Origin of the sequence: Paractinoplanes atraurantiacus, from assembly GCF_900215205.1 — a bacterium.
Classification (GTDB): Bacteria; Actinomycetota; Actinomycetes; order Mycobacteriales; family Micromonosporaceae; genus Actinoplanes; species Actinoplanes atraurantiacus.
On record NZ_OBDY01000014.1, the window covers coordinates 152,829 to 170,870 of the forward strand.

Annotated in this window: 21 protein-coding genes; 16 read left to right on the forward strand and 5 right to left on the reverse strand. The window is 65.8% G+C overall.

Annotated features, from left to right (window positions below):
• Positions 1-6 precede the first annotated feature (6 nt).
• Complete coding sequence (locus CRP55_RS28425; protein ID WP_097323208.1) at positions 7-369, reverse strand: DUF2255 family protein; 363 nt, start codon at positions 367-369, stop codon at positions 7-9.
• A 331-nt stretch (positions 370-700) separates the two neighbouring features.
• Complete coding sequence (locus tag CRP55_RS28430; protein ID WP_143234949.1) at positions 701-1,603, reverse strand: hypothetical protein; 903 nt, start codon at positions 1,601-1,603, stop codon at positions 701-703.
• Between the two features lie 541 nt (positions 1,604-2,144).
• Between CRP55_RS28430 and CRP55_RS28435 the strand changes: the two genes are divergently transcribed.
• The 3 genes from CRP55_RS28435 to CRP55_RS28445 all read left to right on the forward strand — a co-directional run bounded on the left by CRP55_RS28435 (position 2,145) and on the right by CRP55_RS28445 (position 4,784).
• A complete protein-coding gene (locus tag CRP55_RS28435; RefSeq protein ID WP_218854721.1) occupies positions 2,145-3,014 on the forward strand; it encodes an NgoMIV family type II restriction endonuclease in 870 nt (289 codons plus the stop codon).
• 95 nt (positions 3,015-3,109) lie between these two features.
• A complete protein-coding gene (locus CRP55_RS28440) occupies positions 3,110-4,312 on the forward strand; it encodes a DUF262 domain-containing protein (protein WP_097323211.1) in 1,203 nt (400 codons plus the stop codon).
• Positions 4,293-4,784 carry a HEPN domain-containing protein gene (locus tag CRP55_RS28445; protein ID WP_097323212.1) on the forward strand — a complete coding sequence of 164 codons (492 nt, stop codon included), beginning with the start codon at positions 4,293-4,295 and terminating at the stop codon, positions 4,782-4,784. The genes CRP55_RS28440 and CRP55_RS28445 overlap by 20 nt, the downstream gene beginning before the upstream one ends.
• 1,396 nt (positions 4,785-6,180) lie before the next feature.
• On the opposite strand, the gene CRP55_RS28450 is transcribed toward CRP55_RS28445, so the two are convergent.
• Both CRP55_RS28450 and CRP55_RS28455 read right to left on the reverse strand, forming a co-directional pair.
• The gene (locus tag CRP55_RS28450) at positions 6,181-6,729 is read right to left on the reverse strand and encodes a cysteine hydrolase family protein (protein ID WP_097323213.1); all 549 of its coding nucleotides are present in this window, start codon (positions 6,727-6,729) and stop codon (positions 6,181-6,183) included.
• Positions 6,726-7,901: a hypothetical protein gene (locus CRP55_RS28455; protein WP_097323214.1), complete on the reverse strand. Its 1,176-nt coding sequence runs from the start codon at positions 7,899-7,901 to the stop codon at positions 6,726-6,728. Before CRP55_RS28455 ends, CRP55_RS28450 begins: the two co-directional genes overlap by 4 nt.
• A 736-nt stretch (positions 7,902-8,637) precedes the next feature.
• Between CRP55_RS28455 and CRP55_RS28460 the strand changes: the two genes are divergently transcribed.
• From CRP55_RS28460 to CRP55_RS28515, 13 genes are all read left to right on the forward strand, one after another.
• The gene (locus CRP55_RS28460) at positions 8,638-9,177 is read left to right on the forward strand and encodes a DUF2637 domain-containing protein (protein WP_143234951.1); all 540 of its coding nucleotides are present in this window, start codon (positions 8,638-8,640) and stop codon (positions 9,175-9,177) included.
• 81 nt (positions 9,178-9,258) lie between these two features.
• Complete coding sequence (locus tag CRP55_RS28465; protein ID WP_097323216.1) at positions 9,259-9,510, forward strand: DUF6284 family protein; 252 nt, start codon at positions 9,259-9,261, stop codon at positions 9,508-9,510.
• Positions 9,510-9,881, forward strand: a complete 372-nt coding sequence (locus CRP55_RS28470; RefSeq protein WP_097323217.1) for an RRQRL motif-containing zinc-binding protein — start codon at positions 9,510-9,512, stop codon at positions 9,879-9,881. Before CRP55_RS28465 ends, CRP55_RS28470 begins: the two co-directional genes overlap by 1 nt.
• Complete coding sequence (locus CRP55_RS28475) at positions 9,878-10,792, forward strand: ABC transporter permease (protein ID WP_097323218.1); 915 nt, start codon at positions 9,878-9,880, stop codon at positions 10,790-10,792. Before CRP55_RS28470 ends, CRP55_RS28475 begins: the two co-directional genes overlap by 4 nt.
• 147 nt (positions 10,793-10,939) lie before the next feature.
• Positions 10,940-11,218 (forward strand): hypothetical protein, encoded by a 279-nt coding sequence (locus tag CRP55_RS28480; protein WP_143234953.1) that lies wholly within the window; start codon positions 10,940-10,942, stop codon positions 11,216-11,218.
• Between the two features lie 92 nt (positions 11,219-11,310).
• The gene (locus tag CRP55_RS28485) at positions 11,311-11,814 is read left to right on the forward strand and encodes a single-stranded DNA-binding protein (RefSeq protein WP_097323220.1); all 504 of its coding nucleotides are present in this window, start codon (positions 11,311-11,313) and stop codon (positions 11,812-11,814) included.
• Positions 11,815-11,832: 18 nt separating this feature from the next.
• Positions 11,833-12,369: a hypothetical protein gene (locus CRP55_RS28490; RefSeq protein ID WP_143234955.1), complete on the forward strand. Its 537-nt coding sequence runs from the start codon at positions 11,833-11,835 to the stop codon at positions 12,367-12,369.
• A 179-nt stretch (positions 12,370-12,548) separates the two neighbouring features.
• Positions 12,549-12,917: a hypothetical protein gene (locus CRP55_RS28495; RefSeq protein WP_179855367.1), complete on the forward strand. Its 369-nt coding sequence runs from the start codon at positions 12,549-12,551 to the stop codon at positions 12,915-12,917.
• The gene (locus tag CRP55_RS28500; protein WP_245923418.1) at positions 12,917-14,923 is read left to right on the forward strand and encodes a hypothetical protein; all 2,007 of its coding nucleotides are present in this window, start codon (positions 12,917-12,919) and stop codon (positions 14,921-14,923) included. Before CRP55_RS28495 ends, CRP55_RS28500 begins: the two co-directional genes overlap by 1 nt.
• Positions 14,920-15,090, forward strand: coding sequence for a hypothetical protein (locus CRP55_RS53270; RefSeq protein WP_179855368.1), 171 nt, complete (start codon positions 14,920-14,922; stop codon positions 15,088-15,090). Before CRP55_RS28500 ends, CRP55_RS53270 begins: the two co-directional genes overlap by 4 nt.
• A 264-nt stretch (positions 15,091-15,354) precedes the next feature.
• Positions 15,355-15,696: a hypothetical protein gene (locus CRP55_RS28505; protein WP_245923419.1), complete on the forward strand. Its 342-nt coding sequence runs from the start codon at positions 15,355-15,357 to the stop codon at positions 15,694-15,696.
• Positions 15,693-16,373 carry a DNA cytosine methyltransferase gene (locus CRP55_RS28510; protein WP_097323224.1) on the forward strand — a complete coding sequence of 227 codons (681 nt, stop codon included), beginning with the start codon at positions 15,693-15,695 and terminating at the stop codon, positions 16,371-16,373. The genes CRP55_RS28505 and CRP55_RS28510 overlap by 4 nt, the downstream gene beginning before the upstream one ends.
• Positions 16,370-16,891 carry a hypothetical protein gene (locus CRP55_RS28515; protein WP_097323225.1) on the forward strand — a complete coding sequence of 174 codons (522 nt, stop codon included), beginning with the start codon at positions 16,370-16,372 and terminating at the stop codon, positions 16,889-16,891. Before CRP55_RS28510 ends, CRP55_RS28515 begins: the two co-directional genes overlap by 4 nt.
• A 56-nt stretch (positions 16,892-16,947) precedes the next feature.
• On the opposite strand, the gene CRP55_RS28520 is transcribed toward CRP55_RS28515, so the two are convergent.
• A complete protein-coding gene (locus CRP55_RS28520) occupies positions 16,948-18,003 on the reverse strand; it encodes a protein NO VEIN domain-containing protein (protein ID WP_097323226.1) in 1,056 nt (351 codons plus the stop codon).
• Positions 18,004-18,042: the final 39 nt, after the last annotated feature.

The window sequence follows — 18,042 nt, forward strand, 5'->3', positions numbered from 1 at the left end:
GGCCGGTCAGGCCGGGTCGACGCGGAGGGTCGCCGGTCGTGCCGTGCGGCTGACCAGATTGCGTACGAACCGGGGCTGGTCGGCGTACTTGGTCCGGTAGGCGCTGTCGACGTCGTCGAGGACCTGCTCGTTCTTGACCGGAGTCAGGGTGACCCGCACCGGCCGCCCGTCGACGATTACGGCCAGCCCTTCCGGACCGACCGCCCGCCGATACCAGGCTGCTGACGGGCCGTGCGAGGAGCGGATGTACGAGATCCCGACGACATCGACGGCCCAGATCGGAGTTCGGTGGACCGAACCGTCGGCGGCGACGGTCTGCACGGTCACGGTGTCGGTGTCACGCAGGTGGGCGTGCAACGCGGTAGACATGCCAATGACGATGCCCGGCCTTCCAGCCTGAAGGCATGCGTCGTTCGACTAGGTATCAGCATGTTTCGCAGCACCCCGCGTTTGCTCACGCACGAACGGGCAACCGCGCTCTGCCCGTAGCGGCGCGGCATCAGGTCGCCTTCGTTGCCACCGATGGGCATGGACATGGTCCACTCCAGCCGATTCCTTCAGCCGCGCAGAAGCACCTTGATTGCCGCCGGCTGCAGCCGCAGCTGAGGAATGTCTGAGGCACGCGCTGGCCAGGCCGTCGCGTGGGCTGGCATCGCACCGGTCGACCTACCCACTTCCGAGTCGGCGCACCGGGAGCTCCTCAGCTACCCGGCTGACGGACTGCGGCGCCCGGATCGGTGCTCTGCTCAAGGGCCGTCCACCACTCCTCCAGCTCATCGACCCGGCTCTGGAGTGCGGCGTTAGCCGCCCGGGCCGTCGCCAGCTCCTCGGTCAGCGCACCGATCGGCCCGGAGGCGGTCAGGGCGTCGAGCCAGCCCGCAACCAGCCGATCCTCAGCGGCGACCCGTCGGAGCGCGGAGGCGACCACCTCCGGTGACAGCTCAGCCACGAACTCTCTCGGGAGCGTGAGCAGGCGAGCGACCTCGCCGAGGCTCCGCGCGGCGTTCATCTGGCGCCGAAGGCGCTCGGCGGACGGCACCGCCGGTTCGGCCGGTGTCGCAGCCGCCGCGATCGGCTTGGTGGGAGAAGGAGTGGGCTTCGACGCAGGCGCGGGCGTAGGTGCCGGCTCCGGTTCCGGCTCGGCCTCTGACGGGAGTTCGGGAAGGTCGTCCCCCACCCAGGTGTAGGCCAGAGTGTCGCCCTTCTGACGTCGGACGACATTTGGCCACTTGGGCAGAACCGCCAGCGCGCGGGGCCCGTGCCGGGCCCAGGTCTCGTTCCGGAGACCGAGCTCGGCCAGACGCTCCCGGATCTCTCGCACCTTCAGCGGGACCGACGACTCGGCCAACAGGCGGAGAATCACCGCGAGGGGCTCTTGGGCAAAGATGGCGTGGAACAGCCGGGAGTCGGACAGGGCCAGGAAACGCAGCGAGCCCCTCGCCGCGACGTGAACGCCGGCGCCCCGCGGGACAAGCTCTTCCTCGCCGGTGTCATCCCATTTGACCTGATAGTTTGCCCCGTCATCCGCGACGATCGATCCGGCTCGGGCACGGCGTACACCGAACGAATCGGACACCTGGACAAGACCCTGATCTGCGCTCACGAATGCGACTGTAATGGCTATCGCCATGGCCGGGGCGCCGGCCGGAGCCAGCCGATCCTGGCCGGGCTCATCGCCCGTGTGCGCCCAGCACCGGCTTCGCGGAACGACTCTGAGAGGAGATGAACGCACACCGATCCGACTCAACTGACCAATCCAGCACCCTCACGACGATGCCTGGCACTCGGCTCGCCCGGACGCCCGGCACTCAGCGCCACCAACGGCCCCAACTCCGAGCCGCCTAGTAGGAATCCAGACTACTGGACAGCAGAAAGGGCCCAGGGTCAGGGTATATAGCCTGACCCTGGGCCCTTTCTGGATTGTCGGGCTGACAGGATTTGAACCTGCGACCCCTTGACCCCCAGGCCGTTGATGTTGGCGCTTCTGCACGTCAAACGTGATGCGCGCCGTTCAGATCTACGTCAAACGTGTGGGCCCACGCACAGGCGCGCATACCGTGTGGTCCCCAGGTGGTCCCCTGCGACCCATCCTCGCGGAGCCCTGTGACTGCTGAACCGCCGTCTCGATCTGATAGACAATGACGGTGTCGCACCACGAATCACTCATCCAGCAGATGAGGTCTGAGTTCCACGCTGGCCTTGTAGCGGAAGGCACCCTCACGGTTGACGCTCGAGGCGTCGCCTCGATCGCCGACCGCGCCAATCGGCTGTCGGTCGCGGTCGGCGCCGAGATCGCCACGTCCCTCCTCGTAGATACCGAGGCCGAGCGCGCTGCCGGCCAGACACTCGGGGGTTCATTCGAGGAGGCCACGGCGAACTACCTTGGGGCGACATTTCCCGCCTTCTGGATGTTGCGCCCCGGGAAGTGGGAAGTACGGAAGATCGGCAACACCCGACGCTCGGCCATAGCGGCCTACGAGCCCTACCAGCACCTGGCCGACCTAGCGGAGGCAATCGAGCGGGATCCGACGCTCATCTCCGTGCTCGGTAACGCGTACGCGATCTCGCCTGACATCGTCGTTACTCGGCAGCCTGAGCCCGACGACCACATTAATGAAGGATCTCTACTAGTCGATGACCAGTTCGCACGTTTGACAGCGATCCGCGCAGACATGCAGGGACTGCCAATCCTTCATGCTGTAGTGTCATGCAAGTGGACCCTCCGGTCGGATAGAGCGCAGAACGCTCGATCGGAGGCGCTCAACCTCATCCGTAACCGAAAGGGCCGCTTGCCCCACATCGTAGTTGTCACGGCGGAGCCAACGCCCTCTCGGCTGTCGTCCCTAGCTCTTGGAACGGGTGACGTGGACTGTGTCTACCACATTGCTCTGCCTGAGCTCCTAGATGCGATGGAAAAGCACGGCAATGATGACAACCTCGAATTACTTGAGACGATGATTAAGGGACGCCGGCTCAAGGACATCTCAGATCTCCCGCTTGATCTGACGATCTAGGGCGGCGCCCGCGCTCAACTCCAAGAAGGAACGTCCACCGCCCGCGTTCGGACATGAGATCCACGATCTAGCGCCTCTCCACTAGGATTCGCGGTATGACAGACGACCAGCAGGCCAACTCTACCGATCCTGAGGACCTCGAAGACAGCCAACCTGAGGACAGCTCGCAGGTTGTCGATCTTGATACCGAAGTTGACGAAGTGGACAGCGACCCCGTTCACGCCGAAGACGCTCTTCGGTACTTCGGAGCAGATTTCGATGTCGACGGCCTTGTGAAGAGGTTGAACAACGAAACTTTCATCATTCCAACCTTCGAGCCGATCAACTCGGAGGAAATGGCTGGTTTTGAAGGCTTCCAGAGAGGGCTCGTCTGGAAGAAGCCCCAGATGGATCGCTTTATCGAGTCCATTCTTCTGGGATATCCTGTACCTGGAGTATTCTTAGTCGAACTCAGCGATCGCCGGTATCTAGTACTGGACGGTCAGCAGAGAATGACAACCCTCCAAGCCTTTAAGACGGGCTACTGGCGAACGCCGCGGGGCCGCAGCAAATTTTCGCTGAGATACGTGGGTGACGAGTTCAAAGGAAGCACCTACGAGAATCTTGACCCTAAGGCGCAACGACTTTTCGATAACACCTTCATCCAAGCCACGATCGTTGTGCCGAAGGGGCCGGACGGCAAGAGAGGGGTGTATTCCCTTTTTGAGCGCATCAATAGTGGGGGCACAAACCTCAAACCTCAGCAGATCAGGGTCGCACTATACGCCGGAACAACGGTCAACTTCATCCGGGACCTTAACCAAGATGAGAACTGGCGTGAAGTGTTCGGCCCACACAATAAGGACCTCAAAGATCATGAGTTGATCCTAAGGGCACTTTCGCTAATGCCAGTGGCGCGCGGAACCAAGTCCTTCCGGCCGCCGATGGCGAGGTATCTTAATGACTACCTCGAAATCTATCAAGATCAGCTTCCCCCAGATGCTGAAGGGGTGCGCTCCCGTTTTGAGCGTGCCGCTCAATTACTAAATGAGGCACGAGGACGCGCTGCGCTGCGCCTTAGGGGGACTCAAATCAACGCGGCCCACACGGATGCTGTGCTTGTAGGACTGATGACCGCATTGACTCAGGCGGATCTTGACGCTGACAACGTACGCGAAGCCCTAGAAACGCTAACTTCAAACGACGACTACCTTAACGCCGTATCGGAAAGTACGTCCCACAGCGACCAGGTGAGTCTTCGGATAAAGCTCGCAACCCGTGCCTTCATGGGAGAATCCCTTGCCGACGAGCAAGGATAAGGCACGAGTAGCGGTCCTGCGAATAAAGTCCGAGCTGGACGCCGCCTATCTGCGCTACAGGCAGGCGTTGGTCGACTTGGACTTCAGCTTGCAAGAGGACCTGCACAAGTATATGTGTATCCGCCTTTCGGGGTATCTTGAGCAGCTGCTTTTCGAGGCGGTCAGCGGCTTCTTAGCCGATTCGCACAACGAGGCAGTGCGCAATTTCGGCATATCCTTCTTTAAGAAGGCGCCTAACCTTTCTCCGGGCGCTTTGGAAACCCTGATTAGCCGCTTCGGCGAGACGTGGTCACAGGAACTAGCGGAGTTCTTGAATGCGCACGAGAGGCGCAACTCCTTAGGCGCACTCGTCGAAATACGTAATAAAACAGCACATGGGCAAAGTTATCGGGGGGGTCAGCTCAGTGTCTCCACGTACAAGGCGGTCGTGGACGATATTCATGCTTGGGTTCTAGAGCGAATGCTTACTTGACATTCCAGTCGTCTTGACAATCGCTCAGGCTCGTCCAGGGCGCCGGGCCGGACGCGGCCAGCTAATCCGCGCCCGGCCCCTGCCCTCGCTGGGGCCGGGCCTCCGGAGGCGCAGACTGGACGCCGGCCTGGAACGGCCAGGCCCGCTGCCGCAGTGAGAGGGGGCCGCGAGACCCTTTTCCGCTGCCGTCGAGCACTCATTCCCGAACCGCACGACCCCCAGGCCGTTGGAGTAGACGTTTGCGCACGTCATGCGCGACGCACGTCGTTCAAGCGACTGTCAAGTGTGGAGGCCCGCGCACTCACGTGCACACCGTGTGGTCCCCAGGTTGTCCCCAGCTGTAGCTTCCGAATCTCGGGCGCTCGTTCGGTGCACCTAGTATCAGACAGCTAGCAGTCGCTGTACTTTCGTGCAGACGAGAGGTATGCCCAACAGGGTCTAACATGCTCCTCGTGACTCTGATTCTCAGCGTGCACAGTCGCGAGAGCATCTGGCTGCTGGCTGACCGCCGGCTGTCCTTTGGTCGCGCACGACCACCGATCGACGACGCAATGAAGATTGTAGAGCTTCGAACAGAAGACGGCGTTGGACTGATCGCGTACGCGGGCCTAGGCGCCACCTCCAGGGGTACGCAGCCATCAGAGTGGATTAGTGCCGTCCTTCGAGGACGAGGCGGGCTCGGGTTTGAGCGGACACTCGGCTTGCTTTCCGATGCCTCCAATGCGCAACTTCCGAGACATCTATATTCCACTCCCGGAGGTCAGCACTTCATCGTCATCCCCGCATTCGTTCGCGGCATAGGACGAAGGTTCTATAGCATTGACAATGTTGTGGAACGATCAACGCGACGGCACTGGTACCGATTTACGAGTTGGCAAACGGACAGCAATCCTGGATCGCCTGCGCCGCGTGTCGGCCTAGCTGGATCGGGAGGCATGTATCTACTAAGCAAGAGGAACGACTGGATGAGACCGCTATTTAGGCTAGTAAAAGCGCACGATAAAGGCAGGGCTTCAGATTTGGCGGTCGCCAATTATCTGGCTGGCCTCAACCATGACGCGCATCATGCGGTCACGGACGGCACTGTTGGCCCTCGCGCTGTAGTCGCATGGAGGCGCCGACTGGACGGCCGTCAAGATCGTTCAGCCGGCGGCCACCAGTTTTATCTCGGCAATGAATACGACAGAGCCCCGCAGACAATACCAGCGATTGTCAACGGACTAGATCTTCAGGCAATAGTCAACATCATGACGCAAGGACTCCAACCCCACTTTGAGGCTTTCAGGGCGACTGGCTATACGGAATTCAACCCGGACCTTACCGAAATTGACCGTCGGATCTCCTCGCTACCGTCTGATCCAGACGAAAAACTTCGATAAATAACGCAATCGCTACATTACACCGCGGCGTTGACGGAAAGAGGTACATCGGAAACTCGGATGATCTGCCCCGCTCCAATGAACCGACGTATCACTAACATTCCGGCGTCATGCGCCTCTTGACCGGCATGACTGGCGGAAGCATCCGCAATAACCCACGGGGTGAGATTCAACTCGAATGCGTCCACAGCGGTTTTGAGTACACAACTTTCCGTAGCGATTCCGCAAATATAGAGATCTGTCCATCCTCGCTCTTTGACGAGTTGCGCTCCCTCCGGAGAGAACAGACTGTAGATTCTTTTATCGAGCGTGATGGAATGTTCTGCCAAGGCTGCGAGATCGGGAACAATATCGGTTTCCGGCGACTCTTGAAGTTTTTCCCAATGAATCATGCGCTCGAATGGACTGCCGGGATAGTTGAGATAGCGGGTAAATACCACCGCGCCACTCTCTTGTTGCCAATGCTCAACCAATCCGGCGATTACGGGAACCACCGGAGCAGAGGGTGGCCGGATGAATCCGTTCTGAACGTCAACTACCACTAGAACTGATGAACTGGGAATCACGGCCTACCTCCGGCACTGTGGCGAAGTGTTTCGATGGCTTGCGCGAGGTTGCTTTCAAGATCACAGGTGGCGAGGATTGCGTTTCTCATAGAGCGATGCTGTTCGGTCTCTTGTGGTCGCGCGTTGGTAATTCTCGACCGTGCTCCCCTAACAAAGCGCCAACCATACTCGTCCGGCACGAACGGATCGGATCCACGTTCGATCAGCCTATTGAGGTGGTCGGAGTATGCCCACAATGACTGAACCGCTAGCTCACAGTGCACCAGATCATCCTCGGCTAATGAGCGCTGATTCGCAACGGGGTAGTACACCACGCCCGACCATGAAGCGTAGCCCATGGAGATCCCCTTGATACCAAAAGGGATCATGTCAGCATGCTCGAAACCCTCGGCGAGTAAAGCGCGCTCGACCAATTCAGCCCTGTGAAGAGACTGCCCAGGGTCGATATCGCGTTCTAGAAGAATCTTCGGAATAGCCAGTATGCGCAAGGCCGTATCAAGCGCATCCCCATCCCACGGTGCCTCATTGACCCAATACGCACTCAAAACGTACGCCGCCTCAGCGCGTTCACCGCCACCAAGGTCGCGTATCCGCCGAGTTGCCCAAGCCATGTTGTCCTTGTACGACTGCACACGCCAGACACTAAGCGCTGCAATGTTGGGTAATACTAGTTCTTCAACCAGGTGAAATATTGCTACGCCGAACGGCCATACATGTAGATCGCATCTCCCACTTATGACGTCTACAGGCGCCACTCGGCAATCCAGCCAATGCTCGATACCGGGCACGGCATCCGGCCGGGCCCTGAGCTGGGCAGCCTGCTCGACGCCGACAAATGCCGGGATGAATTTATGCGACGTGACAACAAGGCGGCTAGCGTTTCGCCCGTCAGTCTCGACCGAGCCGAACAGTTCTTGCGGCGTTGCCTCGTAAGCTAGGCAATACAACCGACGGTAAGCATCATCGCGGACCTGTACGCGCCCAGTCTCGTGCCTATAGATGGCCTTTTCAAGCGACTCGATGTCGGGGCAGCCCGGCAGGTGCGCCTGCCAGATTCGGTGCAACTCGCGCGCCGCCCTGCGTCGCGAGGTCCATCCACGAGCCTCGCGCTTGGCGGTCAGTACAAGGTTGGGCTGAAGGCGCCGGCCGGACGCTGCTCTGTCCGTGGACATGTTCCCTGTCCCCCTGTGTCCGCCTCTGTCGTCTGCCGCCGCGGGCACTCCGTCGCCATGGTTGAGGCATGACCACGACGACGTACCGACCTCAGGTGGTGACTACTCGCTTCGGCCCCGGCGCCGCTGGCGGGATGCCGTTTTCGCGTGCCAGTTTGCGAACGTAAGCGGCCGTGAACGGCGAAAGCCGTTCGACCTCAGACGGCCCGATTCCCGCCCGCAGGGCCGCCAAGACGGCCTCGATCGCTTCGCGTCGAGCCTCCTCGTGGGCACTTTCCGTTCGTTCGTAGCGCCGCGTTGCAGCAGCTAGAGCGCTTCGTTCATCGGCCATAACCAACACAATACCGCCACCCTCTTGCGCAACCGGTCCGCGTACCGCTACCTTGAAGCGCAATACGGAAGCGCTTGAAGCAAGCGCATTCGTTCGTTGAGAATTCCACAGAGGCAGCGTTGACCGGATCTGCAAAGCAAACGGTCAGGTGCTTTAGCCGGCCCGTCGGGAGACGGCGTTGTGAGCGGTGCCAGCAGTACAGCGGCAGGGCTTGCCGTGAGCAGTAGTTACTTCGCATTGAGCCGCATGGCGGTCGACCCCGGTAGGTCCCGGGCGAGCGAGGCGAGCGAGATCGGAAGCCCACGTTTGATCTTCTGAGTTTGGCTGGGTGGCTGGCAGCCACCGGGGTTCGAGGCCCCGGCACCCGCGTAGCGCGAAGCGTTCAAGAGCACCCCGTTAGGCGTTGTGCTCCGCTTCGCGAAGGAGCCATCAGTGACCAAGTTTTCCCTGATCAAGGCCATCGTGAAGCTGTACTTCCTCGGCGCCCTCGCGGTGTCATTCACGCACATCATCGAGGCCAGTCACAAGCTCGACCTGCACGGCTGGCAGTCCTGGACGACCCCATTCGCGGTCGACGGCATCGCCGTCATCGGCATGGTCATGCGCAGCGAAGCGTTCTCCAGCTCGACCCGCCGGCTCGGCTTCCGAGTCCAACTCACCGCCGGCGCGCTGAGCCTGGCGTGCAACGTCTTCGCTGGTAACACGCTCGGCGAGCGGATCTACGGCGTGCTGATCGTCGCGCTGTTCGTGCTCTCCGAGTGGCTGTCCGACCGGATCGAGAGCCGCGAGGTCGAAGAGGCCCGGGAGCAGGCCGCGAAGCGGTCCGCCGCGGCAGCGAAGGCCAGCGCAACGCGCAAGGCCAACCGGCAGGCCACCGAACGGATCGTCAAGAGCGGCAAGCGCCGGATGCGCAAGGAACTCGACGACATCCTCACCAGCGCCTGAACCACCCATCAACACCAATTGCCGGTGCGGCCCCAGTGCTTCTGCTGGGGCCGCACCGGCCCTGTCTCAGGAGGAACCCCGTTGGAGCACATCAACTACGACGACGAGCCGAGCCCTGCGGAGCTGGCCGCGATCGAGGCCGAACAGCCGCGGATCGACGCCGAGGTGGCGTGGCTCGACGCCGAGATCAGCATCCTGACCGCCGACGAGCGCGGCGGCCCGACGGCTCTGGACTGGCGCCGGCTGCGCCGCGCCGAGGCCCGGGTGATCCGCGAAACGTTCGCCTACCTCGCCGGTCGCTCGTACCGCCCGACCCCGCGCCGCGCGGCCTGATGGCCCGCGTCCGGGCCGCGTTCCATGACCCGGACGGCGACCGGTACGGCATCCCCACCTTTTGGTGGCGGGGTGCTCCGGCCGGGTACGCCACGCGCCGGCAGCTTCGTGAACGCGGCTTGTGCCCCGGCGGTCAGCCGGTCGCCGCGCAAGTCCTGTGGGCCGGTGTCGGCGGCACCCGGGCCGCCTACCTCTACCGGCTCGACCTGGCCCGGCCCAAGCGCACCGCCACCCCGGCCGTGTGGGCCGCGCTCGGCAAGGCGATGCAGGCGCGCCGGACCTGTCCCACCTGCCGCTTGGTGCGGCCCTACGTGATCCCGCGCTCGCTCGGCGAGTGCCTTTCCTGCGCATCCTCGGAGGTCGCTGCATGACCGCATCCACGCTGGCGCCGAGCGCCTACCCGCCCGACGTCGCCGACCTGATCCCACAGGCCCGCGACCTCGCCGCCGAGCTGGGCGAGATCCCGTCCCAGAACCACCTCAAGAAAGCTTTGCGGGTGGGCACGCCCAAGGCCCGCGCGGTCCTCGCCGCGCTCACCGCCCCGCCCGCGCCGGCCCCGGACAAGGCTCCGGCAGACCCGCTGGATGAGCCCGCCGAGCCCGCCCCGGACCCGGTTCCGGTGATCGATCTCGCCGAGGTCATAGCCGCGCACGGCATCGTCGACGAGCCGCCCGCGGACACGACGGAACCGCAGGCCAAACCGGTCGTGGACCCGGTTCCAACCGCGGTCACCGAGCAGCAGCCACTCACGCCGTACGCCCGACCCGGCACCTTGCCCAAGCCGGACGTGCTGACTGAGGCCGAGATCAAGCGCGGCCCTTGGCCCGACCCGAACGAACCGGTCACGCCGACCGTGGCACGGCGCAAGCCGGTTGTCTGGCCGGTGTTGCTGCTGTGCCTGCCCGCGTTCGCCGCGATCTGGGGCGGCTGGGTCGAGATGGGCCGGCTGACCGGTTTCGGCATGGTCACGCTGCTGCCCGGCATCTCGGACTTCCAGCTCAACACCGCGATCACGCTACCGATCGGCGTCGAGACCTACGCCGCGTACGCCCTCTACGCGTGGCTGTCCGGCCGCGCGGTCGGCGAGGCCCGCACGTTCGCCAAGCGGTCCGCGATCGCCTCGCTGATCGTCGGCGGGCTCGGGCAGATCGTCTACCACCTGATGGCCGCCGCCGGCTGGACCACGGCCCCGTGGCCGGTCACCGCGGCGGTCGCGTGCATCCCGGTCGCCGTGCTCGGCATGGGCGCGGCCCTGGCTCACCTGATGCACGCCGATCACTGATTTCGCCCGGCGGCACGGCTCCCAACCGCCAAGTGAAGTGCCGTGCCGCCGGTCACCCCTTCGATCCCGCTGGAACCGTCAGGAGGCGCCCAGTATGGCAGCCGACACCACCTCCGATCGCCCGCTCGTGGAGACCACGTTCGCCGCGTGCGGGCACACCGCCCGCCTGCCGCAGACCACCCGCCCGGCGTCGTGTCCGACCGGGTGCGACTCGATGCGGCCCGACAGCCAGCGGCCGGCGCCCCGGCCGCGGCCCCGGTCATGATCCGCCGCCGGCCGATCGACCCGGGCACGGCCCGGCTGCTCGCCGCGGTCGCCTCCGAGTCGCGGCCCTACACCGACCCGGGCGCCCGATACCCCACCGCCGCGGACTACCAGCACTCGATCGCTGAGGGTGTCGCCCGCCGACGGCAGGCCGCGGCCTGACAGCGCTCCGCCGGAACCGTTGCGGCACAACGGTTTCGTGCGGTGGCTGCCAGGAGGCAGTCAGCCCACCTCTGCGAAGGAGGCCACCCGTCGTGGCCGGCGAAACCACCATCACGGTCGTCGGGAACCTGACCGACGATCCCGAGCTGCGGTTCACCCCGTCGGGGGCCGCGGTCGCGAAGTTCCGGATCGCCTCGACCCCGCGCTACCTCGACCGGGAGTCCGGCGAGTGGCGTGACGGCGAGCCGCTGTTCCTGTCCTGCAACATCTGGCGCGATCCGGCGGAGAACGTCGCCGAGTCGCTTCAGCGCGGCGCCCGCGTCATCGTGCAGGGCCGCCTCCGGCAGCGCTCGTACGAGACCACCGAGGGCGAGAAACGCACGGTCTATGAGCTGGAGGTCGACGAGGTCGGCCCGAGCCTGCGCTACGCCCGCGCCAAGGTCATGCGGATGACCCGCACGGCCGAGCCGGGCAAGGCCGGCGCGGCGAGTGCGCCGCGCGGCGGCTCGGCGGACGACCCGTGGTCCGTGCCCGCCTCGGCGGCGCGCAAGACGGCTGCGGTCGGTGCCGCGGCTGACGACGAACCCCCGTTCTAGCCTCACGATCGGAGAGCGATGAAGACCCCTCTTCAACCCGAGCAATGGCGTGTGCTGGGAGCCCTGATCACCCGGTGCGGTGAGCGGGCGCGGCTCGGCGACGTGCTCAAGCAGCAGGACGCAAGCCCGGAGGCCGTGTGCGACCTGGCCGAGCGTGGCCTGATCGTCGCCAAGCTGCACGGTGACGAGGTCGAGCGCCTCACGCCGGGCCTGATTAAGACCTACCGGCAGCGCATCTATCTGACCATGTCCCGGCAGGGCGAGAGCTACGCCAACGACGACCCGCATCGGGTGCTGCGCTCGCCCGGCCGATCCCGTATGGGTCTGAGCCTGTCCTACATGCTCGGCATGATCGCCATGGACGAGTTGACCGATCTGGTCCGCTGGGGCCTGTTGGAGGCCGTGACTGTGGACGACACGATCGACCTCGCCGACGCGCGTCAGCGCTGGCCCGGCAGCTCGTACGTGATCCTGCCCGGCGGCGCCGAGGTGCACACCCACGACGTGATCATCCGGACCACCCGGGCCGGGCAGCTCTACGTCGAGCGCTACTGACCCACCCGCGGCGCCGTACGGGCTGACGCCCGCGGCGCCGCGCATCCCTTGTCCGCTCTTCCCTGGCGCATGTCGCGCCCTCCTGCTTCGCCTCGCCCCGGCGACGTGCCGAGGGCGGGGGCCGCGGTGCGCCGGGCGACCCCGTCCGGCGTGCCCTTTACTCTCGTGAAAGGACAGTGATGGCTCGCCGCCTCATGCCCGACGTCGACATCAAGGACGACGAGGATCTGCTTCAGCTACTCGAAGGCATCCGCACGCTCGGTATCGCCGCCCACGACGAGGTGGACGAGCTGGCCGGGATGATCCGGATGAAGATCGAGCGCTACGGCCGGCGTAACGGCCTGTCCCGGATGCGCGCGAAGTTCTGGGGCCGGCAGGTCGCCCGGCCGCTCGTGCGCGCCGCGGACGAGTTCCTGACCGTGGCCGCCTACGCTCGGGTGTGCCGCAACCGCTTCGAGGCGTTCCTGGTCGCGCTCGACGACGAACAGCCCGGCGCCACCGACTTCACCGTCCGCGGGCGCACCAACAACGGCCGGAGGGCCGCCTGATGGCCGGCCAGAGCAGCCGCCGCACGGGCGGCATGGACGCGGCCCGCGGCGGCTACTACGAGGTCAAGGGCAACCCGGCCCCGTACGTGATCCCGCCGGTCGCCGCGGTCGTCAACCTCATCATGGCCGGGGTGCTGTCGCGGCTGTGGGGTGCCTACGCTCAGCCCACCGCGTGGGAGGTCGCCTGGCGTTCCGCGCTGATCATGGCCTGTTCGGCCGCGATCATCTGGTGCACCTGGGCGGTGGGCCGCGCCCGGCAGCTCCCGCTACGGATGGCGTCGATGCTGATGTCGATCGCGGCCTGCGGGGGCCTGTTCGTGCTGACTTTCAGCCGCTGGTCCTTCGACAAGATCATGAGCTACCTGCTGATCATGTTCACCGCCTCGATCATGCTCGCGGTCACCAAGCTGCTGCACGGCAAGGGCGACGACGCCCGCGCCCACGCGTTCGGTGAGCTGGGCGAGCGGGTGCGCGAGTTGCAGGACATCGGCAAGACCGGCAAGCCGAAGGTGGTCGACGGGCGGGTCATCACGCACACCGAGATGCTGCCCGGCGCCGACTTCGGCAGCCTGGCCAAGCCCGACGTGCGCACGGCCATCGCCTCGCATCACGACGTGCCGGTCGGCGGGGTGCGGATGATCCGTGACCGCAACACCCCGCGTACCGGCCGGATCGAGATCTCCCCGGTCGACATGCTCGAACACCCGCCGGCGTGGCCCGGCCTGTCGGCGCCGGGCGGCTCGATCGCCGATCCGCTGCGGATCGCGGTATACCAGACCGGATCGGTGATTCCGCTGATCCTGCCCGGCGACCCGAGGCAGGACCGCAACGCGATCGGCGTGTTGGTGGCGCTCGGTCAGTCCGGCTCGGGCAAGACGGCCCTGCAGGTCGCTCTGGCCTGTGAGGCCCGGTCGCGGCGTGATGCCGAGGTCGTCTACATCGATGGCCGCAAGGGCCTGCAATTGCCGAAGGCGTTCCGGGACGCGATGCACGTGTTCATCCACGACGCGGCCGAGGGTGAGCGCTACCTGGACGGGCTGATTCCGTTGGTGGCCAAGCGGGCCGCGCAGATTGGCGGCCACGGTCATGATCAGTGGGTGAGCGGGTGCGGCAAGTGCCCGAAGTTCATGGTCGTGATCGTGGACGAGGCGTCGAAGTTCATCGAGTCCGAGGACACCATGGTCGAGCTGGCCGAGTCGGTGCGCTCGGTCGGCATGTATGTGCAACTCGGCCAGCAGCGGGCGACCGGTGACCGGCTGCCGACCTCGGTGCGCTCGACCATCGGCGGCGCGATCTGCATGGGTGTCAAGAACGTCGGGGAGGCGGCCCGGCTGCTCTCGGAGGAGACCATCGAGGCCGGCGCCGATCCGAGCTGGGCGAACCGCAAGCCCGGCGCGCTTTACGCCGAGCTGCCAGGCACCGACTCCGACGATTGGTCCCTGCCGGGCCGCACCTACAAGATCGACAGGGACGAGGTCGTGGCCGAACTGCTCACCTACCTGGCCTCGATCGGCGAGGCGCCCACTGCGGCCGGCACGCCGGCCCCGGCCCCGGTGCCCGCTTCGGCGGCGCCGGCTGGCCGCGGGGACGACGATGATGATCCGGACGCCGATGCGGACACCGAGTGCGCGCCGCCGCCGGTCGATCCGGAGTGCCCGCCGGATGAGGACCCGCACGAGCCGATCACGGTGCCGAACCGGCGCCGGGTGCCGCTCGACCTCGAACCCGAGGACGGCCGGCAGTACACCCCGGCTGAGATCCGCGGCATGGCCCGTCACATGATCCTGACCGCCCAGCGCAACGGGCAGACGACCGTACGGCCGTCCAACTTCGCCGCGCTGGTGGACAGGGTCGGCGACGAAGGGCTCAAGCCCCCAACCCTGTCGAAGATCCTCGGTGAGTTCTGCCAGGGACCGGCGCCACTACTGCGCCGCACCGAGCGGGGTGTCTACGAGATCGTGGCCGAGCCCGAGGGCTCCCCTGCCCTGGTTGGGGTCGCCGCATGACCGGCTCGGCGCTTGCCGCCCGGTTGCGCCGGGCCGCCGCGTGGCGGCCCGGCCAGTCGGCCACACGGGTGGTCACGATGCGGTGCCGGTACTGCCGCAAGATGCGCCCGGCGCGTCAGTTCCGCCGCGGCGCGCTCGGCTGTCGCGGCTGCGTCGGCAACGGCTGACACCCCCGGATCGGAGCCCGCTGACGCGGGCACTGCCTGATGATCCGCGCTGACGCGCGGGGCGCCCCGCGCGCGCCTCGCGCGGCCCGCGCGCTATACACAGCGTCACACCCGCGGGTGCGTCTTCACACACTTCACGCACTTCACGCACCCGCCTGAAAGCGCATCTACGCGTGCGCGTACGCGCGCCCGCGCGCGCGATCCCCGTGAAATCCGTGAACTCCGTGAAGTTGCACGCACAGTAAGGAATCCCTTATGCCCTGGATGTCTGATGCCCGGCGCGGCGCCGCCTACGAATTCGGCCGCCGCTTCATGGGCTGGTTCCTCGCCGCAGAGATCATCCGATGGTTCACCCGGCGCGCCCTGCCAGTCCTGCTGATCATCGTTTCGCTGGCTGTAGCGGTCTGGTTCGCGGTCCGCACCGCGGCCTGGTGGATGCCGCGCATCCTCGCCCTGGCCGCCATCGCGGGCGGCCTGGCCGTCCTGATCCGGCTCGCCTACCGCTACCGCTGGGAACTACGGGCCAGCCTCCCCTGGACCGCGGTCGCGGCCGCGGTGGTCGCGATGGCCGGGCTGCTCAGCGCCGCGGTGTGGTGGCTGCGATGACCGCCCGGCCGTGGCTGCTGGACGTGTGCTGCTGCCAGGGCGGCGCTTCCGCCGGCTACGCCGCGGCCGGGTTCGAGGTGACCGGCGTCGACAACACCCCGCAACCGCGCTACCCGTTCCGCTTCGTCCTGGCCGATGCCCTGGACTACCTGCGGGAACTGATCCGCACGGGCGAGATCCGGCAGTACGCGGCCGTGGCCGGTTCGCCGCCCTGCCAGGCCCACACCCGCGCCTGGAAGATCCGTAGCCGTGAGCATCCCGACCTGATCGACAGCATGCGGTCGCTGATGATCGCCTCCGGGCTGCCGTGGGTCATCGAGAACGTGCCCGGCGCCCCGCTCCGAAGCCCGATCGTGTTGTGCGGGGCCATGTTCGGGCTGCACACCTACCGCCACCGCCTGTTCGAATCGAACATCCGGCTGACCGCCCCGGACCACCCGCCGCACACCGCGGCCACCGTCAAGATGGGCCGGCCGATCGCCGAGGGCGACTGGTACCACGCCGTCGGGAACTTCTCCAACGTGCCCTACGTACGCCGCGACATGGGCGCCCCGTGGATGAACCGCGACGGCCTGCGCGAATCCATCCCGCCCGTCTACGCGCAGCACATCGGCCAGCAGCTACGCCGTCACCTGGCCGCCCAGCGGTGGCCCCTCCTGCAACGGACTGCCTCATGACCTCTGGCGACAGTGGACACGTCGATGTCCTGCGCGACGAATTCAAGACGCTCAAAGACGAGCAGCGCGACCGCATCCGCGCCCGGGACAACTTGATCTATTCCGTCATCGTCGCGGTGGCCGCGGTAGCCGGCGGTGCGCGCATCGCCGGACCAGCGGTGCCGCTGCTGCTGCCGCCGATCACCCTGGCGCTGGGCTGGACATACCTGGTCAATGACCAGAAAGTCACCGCGATCGGCCGCTACCTGCATAACGACCTCGGGCCGCGGCTAGCCTCGCTAGTCGGCGGTGATGTCCTTCGCTGGGAGACAGCCCACCGCGGCGACCGGCGGCGCCAGCAGCGCAAACGCATCCAACTCGGCGTCGACCTGCTGGTCTTCGTGCTACCGGGCATCGTGGCGCTTAGCTGGTACTGGACGACCGGACCGGACCACCCGATTCTGCTGGTCGCCTCGATCGCTGAGGCCATCGCGGTGACGCTCGCCGCGTGGCAGATCATCGGCTACGCCGAACGATGAGCGGCTACGCCGCGCCGATCACCATTCCCCGGCGCTACGCGCCGCCGCGGCAAGGGCTAGAGCAGTTCCGGTCCGGCGGGCAGGGTGTACCGGAACCGGGTCGGCCGTAGGTGTTCGTCGGCCGCCTGCCAGTCGCGCCACAGGTGGCGGATTCCGTCAGAGGTGATGTAGCCGCCGAGGCCGTCGGGGATGTAGTTGATCTCGCTGACGACGAACAGGTCGCACGGTGCGGGCTCTCGCGAGTGGTCGACCTCGCCGGAGGTGAGCTCGACCTCGGTGGCGGTCTGTGTGGTGCCTTTGACCTCGACATGCCGTTCCTCCGGATCGCCGTCTCGGGTCAACAGCAGGTCGTACGGCCGGGTCTTGCCGACATCCGTGACGGTCCACCCTTCCGCCTGGTAGAGCGCGGTCGCCTGAGCCACGGCATGTTCTTCTAAGGCACGGCGCAGTTTGGCGTCGGAGATGTAGCCCGCGCCGCGGGCTGAGCGTCGGGTGCGGGTGCTGCCCGCCTTGGTGGGTTTCTCGCCGTCGCCGGGCGCCCGTAGCCCCGGTCGCGGGCCGGCCGGGACCTCGTCGAGACCGGGGATGACCTTCAACAGTTCGGCGGGGAACTTGACCAGGTAGCCCTGCGCGGCGCGGATCGGCCGCTTGTCCGAAAACGCAAACGGCAGGTACAAGGTCCCCGGGTAAGTCTCGGACAGCTTTTCGAAGACATCGCGGAGCTCGTCCTCCACCTGGCGTAGGACGGACTGATCGACCGGCTGGTGTAGGGCGGTGTAGCCCCGCAGCGGGGTGAGCCAGCTGGGCTGACGTGGTGGTGTCTGCTTGGCCCGCCCGGACGTGCCTCGCGCCCGCCACACGATGGTGGATGCGGTCACCGCCCCGGCGGCCTGGCTGAAGCCGACCAATGCAGGGCGGCCGATCAGGGTCTTGTGCCAGTGCAGGACCACGTCGCCGGGTTCGACGTAGCGGACTAGGTCATAGGTCCATTTCGCGGTGCCGGCGCCGTCGCGCTGCGGCGCGTGCAGGTTCTCGCCCAAGTCGGGACGGTCGGTGATCTCCAGCCAGTACCGCTGTGCGGGATCGCCCGCCCACCACTCATTGAGCGCCATGACCAACGTTTCTACACGGTCGCTCTCGCCGGCTTTCTC